Raw genomic sequence first — 15,712 nt, 5'->3', positions numbered from 1 at the left:
CCCCCCTCCCCCCCCCCCCCCCCCCCCCCCCCCCCCCCCCCCCCCCCCCCCCCCCCCCCCCCCCCCCCCCCCCCCCCCCCCCCCCCCCCCCCCCCGGCCGGGCGTCAGCCCAGCAGCAGCTGCCTGGCCTTCGCCACCACCTCGGGGGACGCCTTCGCGAGGGAGCCCGACGCGTACGGCGGCTGCGGGTCGTACTCGATCGTCAGCTGGATCGCCTGCGCGACGGTGTCCCCGGCGATCAGGCCGGTCATGGTCAGCGCGAGGTCGATCCCGGCCGAGACCCCGGCCGCGGTCGCGTACTTGCCGTCGACCACCACCCGCTCGCTGCCGGTCGGTCGCGCCCCGAAGGTGGACAGCTGGTCCAGGCAGATCCAGTGCGAGGTCGCCCGGCGCCCCTCCAGCAGCCCGGCCGCGCCCAGCAGCAGCGAGCCGGAGCAGACCGAGGTGGTCCAGGTGGTGGTCGCGTCGATCGCGCGCACCCACTCGACCACGGCCCGGTCGGTCAGCTGGGCCGGAGTCCCCGGCCCGCCGGGCACCAGCAGCACGTCGGCCGAGTCCACCTCGTCCAGCGTGGCGTCGGCGGTGAGCGCCAGGCTCTTCATGTCGGTGCGCAGCGGCCCGCGCCGGGCGGCCGTGAACACCACCTCGGCGCCGGGGATGCGGGACAGCACCTCGTAGGGGCCGACCGCGTCCAGGGCGGTGTACTCGTCGTACAGCAGAACGGCGACGCGCATCAGTGACCTCCGATGGGTTCGGGACGGAAGCGGCGGCGGTACTCGGCGGGCGGGGCGGCCAGGGCCCGGACGAAGGCGCGCCGCATCGCCTCCGGGGTGCCGTAGCCGCAGGAGCGCGCGATCTGCTCGACGCCGTCGTCGGTGTCCTCCAGCAGCCGCCGGGCGGCCTCCAGCCGGACCCCGTCCACGTACCGGCCCGGGGTGACGCCCACCTCGGCGGTGAAGGCGCGGGCGAAGTGCCGTGGCGACAGCGCCGACCGGTCGGCCAGGGCCTCGACCGACAGGTCGGCCTCCGGGTGCTCGGCGATCCACCGCTGGACCTCGCGCAGCGGCCGGCGGACCGCCACCTGGGCGGCCAGCTGGGTGCTGAACTGGGCCTGGTTGCCCGGCCGGCGCAGGAAGACCACCAGGTGACGGGCGACCAGCAGCGCGGTGTCCCGCCCGAGGTCCTCCTCGACCAGGGCCAGCGCGAGGTCGATCCCGGCGGTGACCCCGGCCGAGGTGGCGACGTGCCCGTCCCGGACGTGGATCGGGTCCGGGACCACCTCCACGTCCGGGAACCGCCGGGCCAGCTCCTCGCAGTACGCCCAGTGCGTGGTCGCCCGGCGCCCGGCCAGCAGCCCGGCCTCGGCGAGCAGGAAGGCGCCGGTGCACACCGACACCACCCGCTCGGCCCGGTCGGCCAGGTCCCGGATGCCCGCCACCAGGGCGGTGTCGGGGCAGCCGGTGCCCTCCCCGCCGGGAACCAGCAGGGTGTGCGCCGCAGCGACCTCGGCGAGGTCCGCGTCCGGCAGCAGCCGCAGTCCGCTCTGGGTGCGCACCGGGGAGCCACCGGGGGAAGCGGTGGTCACCCGGTACGCCCCCGAGGGGCCGCCGGCCCTGGCGGCCCCCGCGAACACCTCCAGGGGCCCGGTCACGTCGAGGCTCTGGACGCCCTCGAAGAGGACGATGACCACGTGGCGCGCTCTCATGCGGCCAGCCTGGCAGCGGGCCGCGGTGGCAGCAATGACCTGTTCCCCACCTTTCCTGCCATCGGACGCGGAGCGGGGCGGGGCCGCCCGGGAGCCGGCGGGCGGCGGGCTCTCTCGGGAGCCGGGGTCAGCGGTACAGGGCCTGGTCGAAGCGGATCTGGGTGGAGGGCAGCCCCGCCGCCGCCAGCCGGGTGCGCACGGAGCCGACCATGCCGATCGGACCGGTGACGCAGGCCAGGTGGTCGCGCCAGTCGCCGGCCGCCGCGACGGTGCCGGCGAGTTCCCCGACGGTGACCGGGGTGACGGTCAACCACGGCTTGTGCAGGCCGAGTTCGGAGAGCGCCTGCCAGTCGTAGAGGTCCGCGCGGTCCCGGGCGCCGACGAACAGGTGGACCATCCGGCCCGTCGGCCGGTGGGCGGTCTGCTCCTCGATGATCGCCTTCATCGGGGCGAGGCCGGTGCCGCCCGCGACCAGCAGCAGGTCGCGCGGGTCCCCGTCGGGCATCAGGCTGCCGCGCGGCGGGCCGAGGCGCAGCCGGTCGCCGACGGAGGTGTGCTCGACGAGCGCGGCGCTGACCCCGCCGGGGCCGGTGCGGCGGACGTGGAACTCCAGCTCGTTGTCGGCGCGCGGGGCGCAGCCCATCGAGTACTGCCGCCAGGTGTGCGGCAGCGCCGGGTGCTCGACGGTGCCGTACTGGCCGGCCCGGTACGGGTAGGGCTCGCCGGTGCGCACCCGCACGACGGCGAGGTCGGGGCGGCGGCGCTCGTGGCCGGTCACCACGGCGTGCCAGTACGGGGGTTCGGTGAGCGCCGAGTCGGCGCCGGCGACCATCGCGCCGACGGCGAACCGCAGCATCCGCACCCAGGCGCCCTCCAGTTCCTCCGTCCAGCGCTCGCCGGCCCGGTGCCGCACGGCCGCGCACAGGGACTCCTCGAAGGCCTCGTAGTGCACCGGGCGCACGCCCAGCTTGCGGTGGTCGCGGCCGAGCTGGCGCAGCGTCCGCTCCAGTTCGGCCGGGCGGTGGAGGTTGTCGATCAGGTGGTGGAAGATCCGCTCCAGGTGGAGCTGCTGGAACTCCATCGAGGCGGGGAAGAGCGATCGCAGGTACGGGCGGTGGCTGAACATCACCAGGTAGAGGTGGTCGATCAGGTCCGCGAGCGGGGAGATCACGTCGAGGTCGCGCCGGATCAGGTGCTGGTCGGCGGCGCCGTCGTAGCCGCCGTCCTCGCCGTAGGCGCCGTACCCGAAGTCGCCGCCGCCGGACGCGGACGGGGCGAGGAGTTGGCGTCGCAGGCGCATCGCGTGATGGCGGGCGATCAGGCGGTCGTACTCGGCGGTGGCGGTGGCGGTGCCAGTGCTGATGCTGCTGCTGTTGTCCATGTCCCGCCCAGTGAACTGCCGAGCCGTCGAACACGAGAAGGGCCGATCGCCCCGGACGGACCCGGGACCAACGACCCCTTGCGGATGTGACGGGCGTGACGGAACGGTTCCCGGCCGCCGGGGTGCGAATCCGGACACTCGGGCGGGGACGGGCACGGGAGCGGGACCGGACGGCGGTTCGGGCGGCGTACCGGACGGCGGTTCGGGCGGCGGGGCGGGCGGCGGAGCGGGCACGACGGAAGGGCGCCCCGCGCCCTGGCGCTCTCCTACCACCAGGACCCGGGGCACCGCCGTCAGACTCCCGCCCGGCGCGCCTCCCGGCGTTCCAGCCGCCGCTGCCGGCCCTGGCGCAGCGGCTGGTCGGGCAGCCACCCGAAGGTGAGGCAGGACCCGATCACCCCGAGCAGCATCCCGATCACGAAGCCGCCCAGGTTGGAGGTGACCCAGGTGCCGAGCGACGCCAGCACGGCGACGAAGGAGTAGAACAGCCGCTGAGCCGGGTTGAACAGGATCAGCAGGCCGCACAGCACCATCACCGCCGGCACCAGGTACCCGGCCAGCCCCTGCATCCCGATGTGCAGCATGACGGGCAGCGGGGCCTTCAGGGTGAACAGGATCTCGGCACCGCCGAGCGTCACCAGCAGTCCGCCCCAGAACGGTCGCTTGCCCCGCCAGTCGCGTTTGACCGGGCGTGCGGCAGGACCGGCGTCGGGGGCGGCGACGGCCTGGGCGACGGGCGCGGCCGCCGTCCCCTCGGCTGCCACCCCCTCGGCCCGGACCGCGGTGCCCTCGCCGGTGTCGGCCGGCTCCGGTACGGACTCCGCCATGTCAGCAGCCCGTGGAGCTGAAGCTCAGCCGCAGGTTCGGCAGTTTGAACCCGACGGCGGTGCTCGCGTAGTTGTGCTGGTTCAGGTTGGTCAGCGTGACGTGGTCGGCCTGCTGGCCGAAGACGCCGGGGTTGCCCTTGCCGACCGGTCCGGCCTTGGTGTAGGTGCTGGCGTCGCCGCCGATCTCGATGTTCTTGAACTCCGCGTTGCCGGAGAGCAGGTCGGAGTCGGTGGTGAGGTCGGAGGCGGACACGGGGGTGCCCTTGTCGCCCGCGCGGATCAGCAGGTTGATGCCGCCGAGGTCGACGCTCTGGCAGAGGTTGGTGATCTCGGCCTTCTTGATCGCCGACACCGCGACCAGCACCTGTCCGCCGGTGGAGCCGGCGTTGGGGCTGTCGGGGATCATCGAGTCCAGCGCGCCGAACTGCGCGAAGCCCTCGCCGTCCAGTTTGTCGGCGGTGATGGTGAACGGCATTCCGGAGATGGAGAACTGGGCGGCGAGCACGCCCTGCGCGGTGAGTGCCATCAGGACTCCCCCGGCCGCGACGGCCGGTACCGCCATCAGGGCGGTCCGCTTCATCCGGACCCGGCCCCTTCTCGGCCCGCTCGGCGTCTGCGGGGTCTCGGCCGCCGTGGCGGCGTCCTCGGACATGGCCATGTGTGCTCCCTGTGGGTGGAGATGGGTGTGCAGGCACTTGGCACGTTGCCCTGGCGCGGACAGCGTTCCCCGGCGCGACCGGACCGCCGGCCCCTCGGCAGCGGGGCGGGCCTGGTCGGCGCGCGGTAAGTAACTGGGAAGCTACTGCCCGGTATTGGCCGGGTCAATACAGGTGCGCGAAGGTTTCTTCACCAATCCGCGACACGTTGCGGCCAGTCCCGCACCCCCAGCCGTTCGGCCGCCGCCGCCGGCCCGAGGAACGGGGACAGACAGAACATGCTCAACACCGGGAGGAGATCGAGGAGTTGATCCGTCCGGCCGGAGTCGATCCACCGGTAGACCGCGCTGTAGACCCCGCCCACCACGGCGTCCACCAGCTCCTTCGACTCGACCCCGCCCGGAAGTTGGGGCACCTCGGCGAAGAACGTCCGGAACCTGGTGAGCAGTTGCGCCCGCTCACGCCGGCCGGCCGGGCCGACCCCCTCGATCTCGATCACCGCCATGGTGGCGAACGCCGGTGTTCCGGCCAGCAGTTGCAGCATCACGCCGAGCGCCTTGCGGATCCCCCGGCACCAGTCGGATTCGGCCGTGAAGGCCGCCGCCATCCGCCGGATCACCACGCCGGTGCCGTACCGGTGCGCGGCCAGGAAGGCGTCCTCCTTGCCGCTGAACAGCTCGTAGAAGACCGGCCTGGTCACACCCGCCGCGCGGCAGATGTCGCTCACCGTGGCGTGCTGGTAGCCGCGTTCGGCGACCGTCCGCACCAGCCCGTCCAGCAGCCGTTCGCGCTGGGTCGCGGCGACCACGCCGGCGGGCAGCCGACGCGGCCCGGGTTTGATCGAGCGGGCCGGATCACGGCCGGTCCGGGCACCCGGCAGCAGCGCCACGTCGGCTCCGCGGAGGTGTTTCCGATCCATCACCAACTCCTGTGTCCTGTATTGACATTGGCGGAACACCGGGTTTACAACACTGACAGGTTTCCAACCGGTGGGCCAGCACGCCTCCACCGGTCGGACCTCCGGGGGCTCCGTCGGGCCCGGGCGTTCGCCCAGGCCACGGGACCACAGCGGAGGCGGGACCGCGACGGTGGCAGCCGTCGACGTGCCGCCACGGCACCGCACGTCCCCGACCGAACGGCGCAGTGCCGCGGCGCTCCACGCCGCCGTCCGTCCGCGAGGCCGAACCACCGCACCGTCGCACCACCGCAAGGCCGCACCGCCGTACGCGCACTCCGCGTACGTCCGCACCGCCGTACCGCACGGACGGGCCCGTGGCGCCGGGCCCGCCCGCCCCTCGGCCTGGGCCGGGGCAACCGGTACGAACCCCTCCGGTACGAAGCCCCCGGTACGACCTGCACCTCCCCCCGCCGTGCACACCACCACACCCGCACGCGGGGGTTCCCCCACCCGTCCGCTGGACGGAGAGAGGCACCCTCATGCGCATCAGCCGCACCCTCGCCACCGCCGCCCTCGCCTCGCTCGCCCTCACCGGCGCCGCCGTGGCCCCCGCCCAGGCCGCCGGACCGGCGGTCCTGACCACCGGCAGCCCGTCCGGCCCGGCCGTCGCCGTCGGCGACGTGCTGTCCGCCAACCTGGTGTCCGGCACCTACGCGACCTTCTACAACAGCGCCACCGGGACGAGTGGCGTCAAGTGTGCCACCTCCTCCTTCTCGGCGACCGTCACCTCCAACCCGGCCGCCCCCGGCAGCGCCACCGAGCAGCTCAACACCCAGAACTTCGGCTCCTGCACCTCCAACGTCGTGGGTGTCACCGGCGTCAAGAGCATCACCGTCAACAACCTGCCGTGGGTCAACACGGTCAGCGACGCCCCCGGCAACCCGGTCTCGCTCACCCCCGGCGCCTCCGGCGCGCTGGGCACCACCGTGGTGCTCAACACCATCCTGGGCAGCGTCAACTGCGTGTACCAGAACACCAGCGGGATCAGCGGCACCACCTCGAACACGGGCAACACCATCGGCTTCTCCGCCCAGCCGTTCACCCTGGTCACCGGCTCCAGCCTGTGCTTCTCGACGGGGTACTTCAGCGCCACCTACGGCCCGGTCGTCGACGTCACCGCGCCCGGCCAGCCGGTCCTCTTCGTCAACTGACGCCGGGGCACGAGCGGCCCGCCGTGCCGGCATGACGGCATGACGACGGCGGCGTACGGCACCCCCACCGGGCCGTACGCCGCCGCACCGCGCCCGCCACGCCCGCCCGTACGCCGCCGGACCGCGCCCGACGCCACCGGCCGCACCCCGAGACAGCGAAGTGACCGGCCGGTAGGGTGGCGCCGCACGGAGACGGCGAACCGGAACGGGGCGGGTTGATGAGCGGCAGCGACGGACACGGCACGGGCTTCTTCACCTCGGTGGCGGACGCCGCCGAACGACTGGCCGCCACCGGCTACCTGGCCTCCCCCGCCGTGGCCACCACCGTCTTCCTCGCCGACCGGCTCGGCAAGCCCCTGCTGGTCGAGGGCCCCGCCGGAGTCGGCAAGACCGAACTCGCCAAGGCGGTGGCCGAGATCGGCCGCGCCCGGCTGGTCCGCCTCCAGTGCTACGAGGGCATCGACGAGGCCCGTGCCCTCTACGAGTGGAACCACGCCAAGCAGCTGCTGCGGATCACCGCCGGCCGCGAGGAGGGCTGGCAGGAGGCCCGCACCGACATCTTCGGCGAGGAGTTCCTGCTCACCCGCCCGCTGCTCACCGCGATCCGCGGCGACGAGCCGACGGTGCTGCTGATCGACGAGATGGACAAGGCCGACGTCGAGGTGGAGGCACTGCTGCTGGAGGTGCTCAGCGACTTCCAGGTCACCGTCCCCGAGCTGGGCACCATCACCGCGAGCCGCCGCCCCTTCGTCCTGCTCACCTCGAACGCCACCCGCGAGCTCTCCGAGGCGCTGCGCCGCCGCTGCCTCTTCCTCCACCTCGACTACCCCGAGGCCGAGTTGGAGCGCCGGATCGTCCGGCTCAAGGTGCCCGGCCTGGACGCGGCGCTGACCGAGTCGCTGGTCCGGATCGTCGGCGCGCTGCGCGCCATGGACCTGCGCAAGGCGCCGTCCGTCGCCGAGACCATCGACTGGGCCCGCACCCTGCTGGCCCTCGGCGCCGGCACCCTGGACGAGGCCGTCGTCCGGGACACCCTCGGGGTGATCCTCAAGCACCAGGAGGACGTCCGCAAGGCCGCCCGGAAGCTCACCCTCGCATGACCACCCCGGCCCCGGCGGACACCGCCGCCCGCCTCACCGGCCTGGTCCGCGCCCTGCGCGGGCACGGCCTGCCGATCGGCCCGGCCGAGACGGTGGACGCCGCCGCCGTGCTGGACGTCCTCGGCTTCGACGACCGCGAGCAGGTGCGGGCCGGCCTCGCCGCCGCCCTGCTGCGCTCGGAGAGCGGGCGGACGGTCTTCGACGCCGCCTTCGACCTGTTCTTCCCGCTCGGCGTCGGCACCCCCGAGGCCGTCCGGGCCGACCCGCCGCCCGTCCCCGACGACCCGGAACCGCCCCGCTTCGGCCGCCCCGACCCGCTGCGCGAGCGGCTGCGCGAGCGCCTGGCCGCCGCACTGGCCGCCGACGACCGCGCCGCCCAGGCTCGGCTGGCCGGGGAGGTGGTGGAGGCCTTCGGCCGCTACGGCACCGGCTCCTCGCCCGGCTCCGACGGCTGGTCCGCCCAGCAGGCCCTCGGCCGGCTCTCCCCCGAGACCCTGCTCGCCCGCGTCCTCGCCGCCCTGCGCGAGGCCGACCCGGGCGCCGTCGACCTCTCCGACCGGGTGCTCGCCGACGAGGTCCGCCGCCGCATCCGGGACTTCCGCGCCATGGCCGCCGGCGAGGCCCGCCGCCGGGTCGCCGAGCTGCGCGGCCCCGAGCGGATCGCCGAACGGGCCGTCGCCCCCACCGCCGACCTGGTCGACTTCCTCTACGCCGGCCGCACCCAGCTCGCCGAACTGCGCCGTACCGTCCACCCGTTGGCCCGCAAGCTCGCCACCCGGCTGGCCGCCCGGCGCCGCCGCGCCGCCCGCGGCGAGATCGACCTGCGCCGCACCCTGCGCCGCTCGCTCACCACCGGCGGGGTGCCGCTGCGCCCCGCGTACCGGCTGCGCCGCCCGGCCCGCCCGGAGCTGGTGCTGCTGTGCGACGTCTCCGGCTCGGTGGCGGGCTTCGCCGACTTCACCATGCTGCTGGTCCAGGCGATGAGCGAACAGTTCAGCAAGGTCCGGGTGTTCGCCTTCGTCAACCGCACCGCCGAGGTCACCGGCCTGCTGCGCGGCGGCGACGACCCGGCACGGCTGGCCGCCCGGATCCTCGCCGAGGCCGGGGTGACGGGCTACCACGGCAACAGCGACTACGGCTCCGCGCTCGGCGAGTTCGCCGACCTCCACCTGGACGCCGTCGGCCCGCGCACCTGCGTGCTGGTCCTGGGCGACGCCCGCACCAACCACCGCGACCCCAACCTGGACGCGCTGCGCCGGATCGACGCCCGGGCCCGCCGGGTGTTCTGGCTCAATCCCGAGCAGCCCGCGCTCTGGCCCACCGGCGACTCCGCCGCCCTCGCCTACGCGGGCGTCGTGGAGATGCACTCCTGCCGCAACGCCCGCCGCCTCGGCGAACTGATCGCCCGGCTGCTACCGGTGTAGCCGGTCGGCCCGCAGCCCGTCGCACAGGACGCCGGTCAGCCGCCCGGGCCGGGAGCCCGCGGGGGCCCGGCGCTCGGCCGCGACGGCCCCGGCGATCAGCGCCTGGAGGTCCCCGGCGCCGATGTCGGCCCGCACCGCGCCGGCCCGCTGGGCCCGCTCCAGCAGTTCGCCGAGCACCTCGCGGAGCCGCCCGGCGGCCTCGAAGGTGCCCGGCCCCAGCTCGACGCCGGCGCCGACCAGGGCGTCGGCCAGGTCCATCTTCACCGCCGCCTCGGCCACCAGCTCGGCGAGGAAGGCGAACAGCGCCTCGCCGGGGCCGTCCCCGCCCAGCGCCGCGCGCCCGCGCTCGGCCTGGGTCTCCAGGGTGTCGGTGACGACGGCCTCGAACAGCGCCTCCTTGGTGGGGAAGTGACGGTACACCGTGCCCGCCCCGACCCCGGCCCGGCGGGCGATCTCGTCCAGCGGCACCGCCAGGCCCTCGGCGGTGAAGGCCTCACGGGCCGCCGCCAGGACCTTGGCCCGGTTGCGGCGCGCGTCGGCGGCCACCGCCGGCCTGTGGAGCTTCCACGCCGTCGAGGACGTGACCCTGCACGAGACCGCCGACCCGGAGGTCGTGATCGCCGAGTTCCGCGTGCACGGGCGGATCACCGCCACCGGCGAGCCGTTCAGCCTCGGCTACATCAACGTCGTCCGGGTCGTCGACGGGCTGATCGTCTCCTCTCGCGACTACGGCAACCCACTGGAGTCCGCCGCCCTGCGCGACGCCCTGCGCGGCCCCCTCGACTGAGCACGGGCGCCGGTCGCGGCCGTCCCGCGACCGGCGCCACCGGCTACTTGTCCAGGTGCGCCAGGAAGTCCAGCAGCGCCTCCGTCACCTCGGCCGGACGCTCCTGCTGCGTCCAGTGCCCCGTCTCCGGGAGCCGGACGTGCCGGTGCAGCCTGGGCGTCAGGTGCGTCAGCAGCCACTCCACCGTCTCCGGCGCGATCATCGCGTTCACCAGGTCCCGCTCGCCGACGACGTACAGGGCGGGCACGTCGATCCGCACGCCCGTGAACGGCGCCATCAGCTCGGCGTTCCGGTCGATGTTGCGGTACCAGTTGAGGCCCCCGGTGAAGGCGCGCTCCCCGTGCCGGGCGTAGTCGGCGGCGAAGACGTCGAGGTCCGCGTCGGTGATCCACTCCGGGAGGTGCTCCGGCTCCGGGACGGTGTCCAGCAGCTTCTTGCCCTCGGGGACGACCCAGACCTGCGGCCCGCCGTCGGGCCGCAGGCCGCAGTAGATCCGCCGCAGGCTGGACTTCACGTCGGCCGCCAGCTCGGCGTCGGCCCGGCCCGGCTCCTGGAAGTAGATCTGGTAGAAGCCCTCGCCGAACGTCTCCCGGGCCGTCGACAGAGCGCCGGGCCCGGCCGGCAGCGGCGGCACGCTCAGCCCGGCCACCCCGCGCACCAGGTCCGGCCGCAGCGCCGCGAGGCCCCAGGCCAGCGGCGCGCCCCAGTCGTGCCCGACCACGACCGCCGGGCCCCCGCCCAGCGCGCCGATCAGCGCGGTCATGTCCCCCATCAGGTGCAGCACGGTGTACGCGTCGATCCGCTCGGGCTGCTCGCTGCGGGCGTACCCGCGCTGGTCCGGCGCGACCACCCGGTAGCCGGCCTCGGCGAGCGGCGCGAACTGGTGGCGCCAGGAGTACCAGCTCTCCGGGAAGCCGTGCAGCAGCAGGACGAGCGGCCCCTCGCCCTGCTCCGCGTAGTGCAGCCGCACGCCGTTGACCTCGACCTCGTGGTGCCTGATCGCGTCGTTCAACTCGCAACTCCCCATCCGTTCGGCCACGTCCACTCCCGACCCTGCCCACCCGCCCGGCACCGGAACCCCACCGATCGCCGTCGCCCGGGAAACGACCGAGGCCGCTCCGGGGTTCCGGAGCGGCCTCGACACCAGGGGAATTGACGGTCGGTCAGTTCACCGTGTAGCTGTACGGGATCGCCGCGAGCACCGAACCGGTGGTGTTCAGGGCGTTGTTGGCGGTGGCCACGCCGGTCGGACCGGACACCAGGTACAGCACGCCCTTGACGGTGCTGCCCTTCGGGCCGGTCGGGGTCAGCGTCACCTGGAGCGAGCCGGTGGCGCCGGGGGCGACGGTCACCGGGGCGGCGGCCGGGGCCGAGGCGTTCACCGAGGCGGCGTACGGGTCACCGGTGCTGGAGGTCAGCGCCGGGTCGAAGGCCTGGGTGTGCGCGGTGGCCGTGATGGTGGAGGTGCCGGCCGGCGCGCCCGCGTTGCCGAACGGGCCGATCTGCTGGACGAAGGTGCTCCAGGTGCCGGGGACGATCGGCTGCTCGGCGGTTCCGTTGTCGGTGGCGACCGAGACGGTCGAGCCGTTCTGGGCCTTCGTCAGGTCGCCGAACAGGTCCGGCGAGCCGGCGGTGCCGCTCATCTCGACCTGCGCCGGCGTCGAGGACGCCGCCACGGTCCTGAGGCGGTCGGTGCCCGGCGGCACCAGGAAGGACGGCACCGTGGAGTCGAGGCTCAGCGGCAGCGTGACGGTCGCGGAGGCGCCCTGCGGCACCAGCGGCAGGTCGACCCGGCGGTCCAGCCGGCCGTCGGCCGCGATCCGCTGGGTGGCGACGGTGTTGTTGGTGTAGTTCACCTGGACGGTGACCGGTTTGCCGGCCGCCAGCCTGGTGCGCGGGTCGTTCGGCAGCCCGGCCGCGGTGGCCTGGTTCCGGTTGAACTCCACGGTGCCGGTGAAGTCCTGGGAGAGCTCCTGGCCGCTGACCGGGCCGAGCACGTTCAGGACGAACCGCCAGCGGCCCGCCGCCGGGTTGACGGCGGTGGCGGAGACGCCGCTACCGGTGCCGGTCAGGGTGCCCTTGGCGTCGAACAGCCCGTTGCCCTCGATGTCGATCGGCGTGCCGTTCGGGCTGATCAGCGCGCCCTGCATGAGCAGCTTCGGGTCCTTGGCGACGGTCAGGCCGACCCGCAGGTCCTTCTGGCCCTTCGGGACGTCGAAGGCGTAGGAGAAGCTCTGCGTCGGCGAGACGTTGCGGGCGTTGCCACCGGTGATGGTGCCGGTGAAGCCGCCCTTGCCGTTGCTCACCGGGACGAGGCTGCGCAGCGTGACCGGGACGCTGGTGGTGCTGCCGCCGGAGCCGGAGACCACGACGGCCTCGCTGGAGTCCCCGCTGGTGGCCGGGGTGGTGAGCTGGACCTTGAGGGTCTTGGTCTGGCCCGGCTTCAGGTCGGTGGTGCTCGGGCTCACGGCGCCGGCCGGGACCGCGCGCTGGGTGGCGGTGCCGAGCTGGACGGCGCCGGTGTACCCGGCCTTGCCCGCCGGGGTGTAGAGGACCGCGGTCCACTCGCCGGCCACCGGGTGCGGGACGTCCACCAGGCCGAAGTTCGCCGGGGTGGCGCCGCCCTGCGGGCGGGTGTTGGTCTCGAAGCGGCCCGACGGGTCGAGCAGCGTCAGGCGGACCACCGGCCCGTTGGAGACCGGGTTGGGCGCGCCCTGCCAGGCGATCGAGGCCGCGAGGCGGTCGGCGCCGGCCGGGACGGTGAACTTGACCTGCTTCTGCACCCAGTCCGCGCCGTTGGTCGCGTACTTGAAGGTGTCCGCCGAGGCCGAGTCCAGCTGAACGGTCTGCTGGTTCGCCGACTGCGGGGCGAAGCGGCGGGTGGCGGCGCTCACCGTCTGGGTGCTGTCACCGGTGTTGGTGACGGACACGTCGGCGGTGTGGGTCGAGCCGGGGGCGCCGGCGATGTCGACCTGGCCGGTGTTGACCACGACGGTCTTCGCGCCGGGGGTGCCGTCGCCGTCGTCGTAGCCGCGGGCGGCCTCGACGGCGGCGCGGACGTTCAGCAGGCCGGCGCCCTGCTCCTCGGCCGGGACGCCGAGGTCGGTGGCGGTGCCGGTGAGGAACTTCTTCACCAGCGCCGGGGAGGGCGAGTCGCCGCCGTGGGTGTCGCGGTAGGCCTGGATGACCAGGGCCGCGGCGCCGGTGACGAACGGGGCGGACTGGCTGGTGCCGCCGAACGGCTGGATCGGCGAGGGCTGGCCGTTGTAGCCGGTGCACTCGGTGTACTTGGCCGGGTCCGGCGTGCAGACCGACCAGTCCGACTCGCCCGGGGCGACCAGGTCGACGGTCCGGCCGGCCTGGGTGAAGCCGCCCGAGGAGAGCGCGGAGATCCGGTTGTCGCTCCAGGTCCTGTTGGAGAACTGGGAGGCCGCGTAGCCGGTCTGCTGGTAGTTCTGGTTGTCGGTGGAGGCGCCGACCGCGATCACGTACGGGTCGGTGGCCGGGGTGCCGACGGTGCCGCTGATGCCGGCGTCGCCGCTGGAGACGGCCACGGTGACACCGGCCTTGACGGCCTGCTCGTTGAAGAGCGAGATGGTGTCGTGCGCGCCGCTGTCCGGGGTGACGTTGCCGCCGAAGGACTCGTTCAGGACGTCCACGTGGGCGACCCGCACCGCGTAGTCGATCGACTGGAGGATCGAGGAGTTGGACATCATCTCGCCGCCGGCCTTCAGCGCGACCAGGTCGGCGTCCGGGGCGAGGCCGCGGATGCGGATGTTGCAGCCGGCCGGGAGCGGGTGCGAGGCGTTGACGAACTTCGAGACGTCGTACACCTGGCGGCCCTGGGCGATGACCGCCGAGGCGTCGCCGAAGGCCTCCGCCGCGCCGCTCGGCGCGTCCCAGCCGTCGCCCGCGAAGTCCTGGTAGTCGACGACGGCGTGGGAGCCGTCGGCCCGGATGAAGTCCGGGTTGTTCGGGTCGAGCGCGTCGGCGATGTAGGCGACCTTGACGCCCTTGCCGGTGGCCAGGTCCTCCACGCCGGGCTTGCCGTTGCCGGTGACGGCCCGGGTCGAGTACAGGCCCTCCGGCTCCAGCAGCGGCTTGCCCGGATCGGAGGGGCAGACCGTGTTGGTGGCGTTCTCCTCGGAGCCCTGGCCGTTGCTGCCCGAAACGGCCTGCGGAGCGGTGGCGTTCCTGGGCGCCTTGGCACCGGCGGCGGCCTCCTTGGCCGCCTTCGCCTGGCCGGCGGCCGGCGGGGCGACCTGGACCTGGGTGTCCGCCACCACGGCGGAGACGGCCGGGTCCGCCTGGAGCCGGGCGCGCAGGGCGGGACTGACCTTGGCCGAGAAGGCGTTGCCGACCACGAACGTCTTGACATCGGTACCGCCGGCCGCCTTGACCTCGTCCAGCAGCGGCGCCTGCGCGGCGGCGGCCTTCTGCTGCCGGACGCCGAGGTGGCCGTGGTCGGCCGGGGCGTCCGCGATCTGGTCCTTGAGGATCACGATCACCGGTACCGGGGGCCCGTCCGCGGACGCCGCCCGGGCGTCCTGCGGTTCGGGGGCCGGAGCCGCGGTGGCCATGGTTCCCAGGCTCAGGACCATGGACGCGGCGGTGACCGTGACGGCGGCCGCTAGCTGGGTTTTCCGCCAGCCGATCATGTAAATCCTCTCGTCAAATGAAAGAGCTGACGCATTCCAACGCACCTGAGAGGATCACGACAAGAGGGTAAATCCCCATCAGAAAGTAAAGTTGACCATCAATCAGTAAAATTCACGGAGGATATCGGGCCGAATCGGCATGTTTCAGCCGATCGGCCCTGGTCGGACCGGGTCGGCCGGACGGCGAACCGGCCGGGTCAGTACCCGGCCGACCGCTCCCGGGCGTCCGCCAGGTCCTCGGCGGTCGGCGCGTCGTCCTGGGTGAGCCGGTGGCGCCAGTAGCCGGTGAAGTCGATGCTCGCCTTCGGCACCCCCCGCTCCTCGACCAGGTGCCGCCGGATCGCCCGGACCGCGCCCGCCTCCCCGGCCAGCCAGGCGAAGGGCTCCCCGCCCGGCAGGGCGGCCCGCCGCAGGGCCTCGGCCAGCACGGTGCCCGGGGCGGCGCCGTCGCGGTGCAGCCACGCCAATTCCAGCTCGGCGCGGCTGTCCAGCTGCTGACGCTCCATCCGGTCGGCGACCTCGATCCACAGGTGTGCCCGCGTCCCCTCGGGCAGCGCCCCGACCAGCGTCGCGATGGCCGGCAGCGCGGTCTCGTCCCCGGCCAGCAGCACCCAGTCGGCGGCGGCCGCGGCCTCGGTGAACGGCACCGCCGGGCCGTACAGCGCGGAGGGGCCGACCATGCCGAGCCGGTCCCCGGGCGCGGCGCGCAGTGCCCAGGCGGCGGCCGGACCGGTGTCGCCGTGCAGCACGAAGTCGATCTCGATCAGCCGGGTGCCGGGCCGCCGGCGGCGCAGGGTGAAGCTGCGCAGCAGCGGGCGCTCGGCCTCGGGGATCGCCAGGTAGGCCTGGTACCAGCCCATCGGGTCGTCCTGCCGGGCGGGCAGCAGCGGCTCGCGCCGGCCGGGGCGCGGGAAGCAGAGCTTGAGCTGCTGGTCGGGCGTGCCGCCGACGGTGTCGGGCAGTTCCTCGGCGGCGAAGGTGATCCGGGCGGTGCGCGGCGTGATCCGGTGGACCTCGACGACCTCGACGAAGGTGACGGGCAGTGTCATCGCGAAACCCCTCCGA

At 74.2% G+C, this 15,712-nt stretch carries 14 protein-coding genes; 4 read left to right on the top strand and 10 right to left on the bottom strand.

The window, feature by feature from the left end:
* Positions 1 to 104: 104 nt before the first annotated feature.
* From ACZ55U_RS19340 to ACZ55U_RS19315, 6 genes are all read right to left on the bottom strand, one after another.
* A complete protein-coding gene (locus ACZ55U_RS19340) occupies positions 105 to 734 on the bottom strand; it encodes a DJ-1/PfpI family protein (RefSeq protein WP_465527347.1) in 630 nt (209 codons plus the stop codon).
* Positions 734 to 1,705 carry a GlxA family transcriptional regulator gene (locus tag ACZ55U_RS19335; RefSeq protein WP_465527346.1) on the bottom strand — a complete coding sequence of 324 codons (972 nt, stop codon included), beginning with the start codon at positions 1,703 to 1,705 and terminating at the stop codon, positions 734 to 736. Before ACZ55U_RS19335 ends, ACZ55U_RS19340 begins: the two co-directional genes overlap by 1 nt.
* Positions 1,706 to 1,832: 127 nt before the next feature.
* Complete coding sequence (locus ACZ55U_RS19330) at positions 1,833 to 3,086, bottom strand: globin domain-containing protein (RefSeq protein WP_465527345.1); 1,254 nt, start codon at positions 3,084 to 3,086, stop codon at positions 1,833 to 1,835.
* Positions 3,087 to 3,379: 293 nt separating this feature from the next.
* Positions 3,380 to 3,913 (bottom strand): DUF6114 domain-containing protein, encoded by a 534-nt coding sequence (locus tag ACZ55U_RS19325; RefSeq protein WP_465527344.1) that lies wholly within the window; start codon positions 3,911 to 3,913, stop codon positions 3,380 to 3,382.
* 1 nt (position 3,914) lies between these two features.
* The gene (locus ACZ55U_RS19320) at positions 3,915 to 4,571 is read right to left on the bottom strand and encodes a DUF6230 family protein (RefSeq protein WP_465527343.1); all 657 of its coding nucleotides are present in this window, start codon (positions 4,569 to 4,571) and stop codon (positions 3,915 to 3,917) included.
* Positions 4,572 to 4,759: 188 nt separating this feature from the next.
* Positions 4,760 to 5,488 carry a TetR/AcrR family transcriptional regulator gene (locus tag ACZ55U_RS19315; protein WP_465527342.1) on the bottom strand — a complete coding sequence of 243 codons (729 nt, stop codon included), beginning with the start codon at positions 5,486 to 5,488 and terminating at the stop codon, positions 4,760 to 4,762.
* 518 nt (positions 5,489 to 6,006) lie between these two features.
* Here ACZ55U_RS19315 and ACZ55U_RS19310 point away from each other — a divergent pair.
* The 3 genes from ACZ55U_RS19310 to ACZ55U_RS19300 all read left to right on the top strand — a co-directional run bounded on the left by ACZ55U_RS19310 (position 6,007) and on the right by ACZ55U_RS19300 (position 9,202).
* Positions 6,007 to 6,678, top strand: a complete 672-nt coding sequence (locus ACZ55U_RS19310) for a Tat pathway signal sequence domain protein (protein ID WP_465527341.1) — start codon at positions 6,007 to 6,009, stop codon at positions 6,676 to 6,678.
* A 218-nt stretch (positions 6,679 to 6,896) separates the two neighbouring features.
* The gene (locus ACZ55U_RS19305) at positions 6,897 to 7,778 is read left to right on the top strand and encodes an AAA family ATPase (protein WP_465527340.1); all 882 of its coding nucleotides are present in this window, start codon (positions 6,897 to 6,899) and stop codon (positions 7,776 to 7,778) included.
* Positions 7,775 to 9,202 carry a vWA domain-containing protein gene (locus ACZ55U_RS19300; RefSeq protein WP_465527339.1) on the top strand — a complete coding sequence of 476 codons (1,428 nt, stop codon included), beginning with the start codon at positions 7,775 to 7,777 and terminating at the stop codon, positions 9,200 to 9,202. Before ACZ55U_RS19305 ends, ACZ55U_RS19300 begins: the two co-directional genes overlap by 4 nt.
* Here the strand turns inward: ACZ55U_RS19300 and ACZ55U_RS19295 are convergent.
* Complete coding sequence (locus ACZ55U_RS19295; RefSeq protein ID WP_465527338.1) at positions 9,191 to 9,748, bottom strand: TetR/AcrR family transcriptional regulator; 558 nt, start codon at positions 9,746 to 9,748, stop codon at positions 9,191 to 9,193. The genes ACZ55U_RS19300 and ACZ55U_RS19295 overlap by 12 nt on opposite strands.
* Between ACZ55U_RS19295 and ACZ55U_RS19290 the strand changes: the two genes are divergently transcribed.
* Complete coding sequence (locus ACZ55U_RS19290; protein WP_465527337.1) at positions 9,726 to 9,989, top strand: nuclear transport factor 2 family protein; 264 nt, start codon at positions 9,726 to 9,728, stop codon at positions 9,987 to 9,989. The two genes, ACZ55U_RS19295 and ACZ55U_RS19290, sit on opposite strands and share 23 nt — an antisense overlap.
* 43 nt (positions 9,990 to 10,032) lie before the next feature.
* On the opposite strand, the gene ACZ55U_RS19285 is transcribed toward ACZ55U_RS19290, so the two are convergent.
* The 3 genes from ACZ55U_RS19285 to ACZ55U_RS19275 all read right to left on the bottom strand — a co-directional run bounded on the left by ACZ55U_RS19285 (position 10,033) and on the right by ACZ55U_RS19275 (position 15,696).
* Positions 10,033 to 11,016: an alpha/beta fold hydrolase gene (locus ACZ55U_RS19285; protein ID WP_465527350.1), complete on the bottom strand. Its 984-nt coding sequence runs from the start codon at positions 11,014 to 11,016 to the stop codon at positions 10,033 to 10,035.
* 136 nt (positions 11,017 to 11,152) lie between these two features.
* Positions 11,153 to 14,569 (bottom strand): S8 family serine peptidase, encoded by a 3,417-nt coding sequence (locus ACZ55U_RS19280; RefSeq protein WP_465527336.1) that lies wholly within the window; start codon positions 14,567 to 14,569, stop codon positions 11,153 to 11,155.
* 275 nt (positions 14,570 to 14,844) lie between these two features.
* The gene (locus tag ACZ55U_RS19275) at positions 14,845 to 15,696 is read right to left on the bottom strand and encodes a siderophore-interacting protein (RefSeq protein ID WP_465527335.1); all 852 of its coding nucleotides are present in this window, start codon (positions 15,694 to 15,696) and stop codon (positions 14,845 to 14,847) included.
* Between the last annotated feature and the right edge of the window lie 16 nt (positions 15,697 to 15,712).

Source organism: Kitasatospora sp. NPDC034533 (genome assembly GCF_055575155.1).
Note: the sequence above shows the minus strand (reverse complement) of the source record. Positions and strands in the feature narration are given on the sequence as shown.

Bases quoted from the DNA above. Each gene is read 5' to 3' on its own strand.
- ACZ55U_RS19340 (WP_465527347.1), bottom strand. From the start codon at position 734: ATGCGCGTCGCCGTTCTGCTGTACGACGAGTACACCGCCCTGGACGCG.
- ACZ55U_RS19335 (WP_465527346.1), bottom strand. From the start codon at position 1,705: ATGAGAGCGCGCCACGTGGTCATCGTCCTCTTCGAGGGCGTCCAGAGC.
- ACZ55U_RS19330 (WP_465527345.1), bottom strand. From the start codon at position 3,086: ATGGACAACAGCAGCAGCATCAGCACTGGCACCGCCACCGCCACCGCC.
- ACZ55U_RS19325 (WP_465527344.1), bottom strand. From the start codon at position 3,913: ATGGCGGAGTCCGTACCGGAGCCGGCCGACACCGGCGAGGGCACCGCG.
- ACZ55U_RS19320 (WP_465527343.1), bottom strand. From the start codon at position 4,571: ATGGCCATGTCCGAGGACGCCGCCACGGCGGCCGAGACCCCGCAGACG.
- ACZ55U_RS19315 (WP_465527342.1), bottom strand. From the start codon at position 5,488: ATGGATCGGAAACACCTCCGCGGAGCCGACGTGGCGCTGCTGCCGGGT.
- ACZ55U_RS19310 (WP_465527341.1), top strand. From the start codon at position 6,007: ATGCGCATCAGCCGCACCCTCGCCACCGCCGCCCTCGCCTCGCTCGCC.
- ACZ55U_RS19305 (WP_465527340.1), top strand. From the start codon at position 6,897: ATGAGCGGCAGCGACGGACACGGCACGGGCTTCTTCACCTCGGTGGCG.
- ACZ55U_RS19300 (WP_465527339.1), top strand. From the start codon at position 7,775: ATGACCACCCCGGCCCCGGCGGACACCGCCGCCCGCCTCACCGGCCTG.
- ACZ55U_RS19285 (WP_465527350.1), bottom strand. From the start codon at position 11,016: ATGGGGAGTTGCGAGTTGAACGACGCGATCAGGCACCACGAGGTCGAG.
- ACZ55U_RS19280 (WP_465527336.1), bottom strand. From the start codon at position 14,569: ATGGCCACCGCGGCTCCGGCCCCCGAACCGCAGGACGCCCGGGCGGCG.
- ACZ55U_RS19275 (WP_465527335.1), bottom strand. From the start codon at position 15,696: ATGACACTGCCCGTCACCTTCGTCGAGGTCGTCGAGGTCCACCGGATC.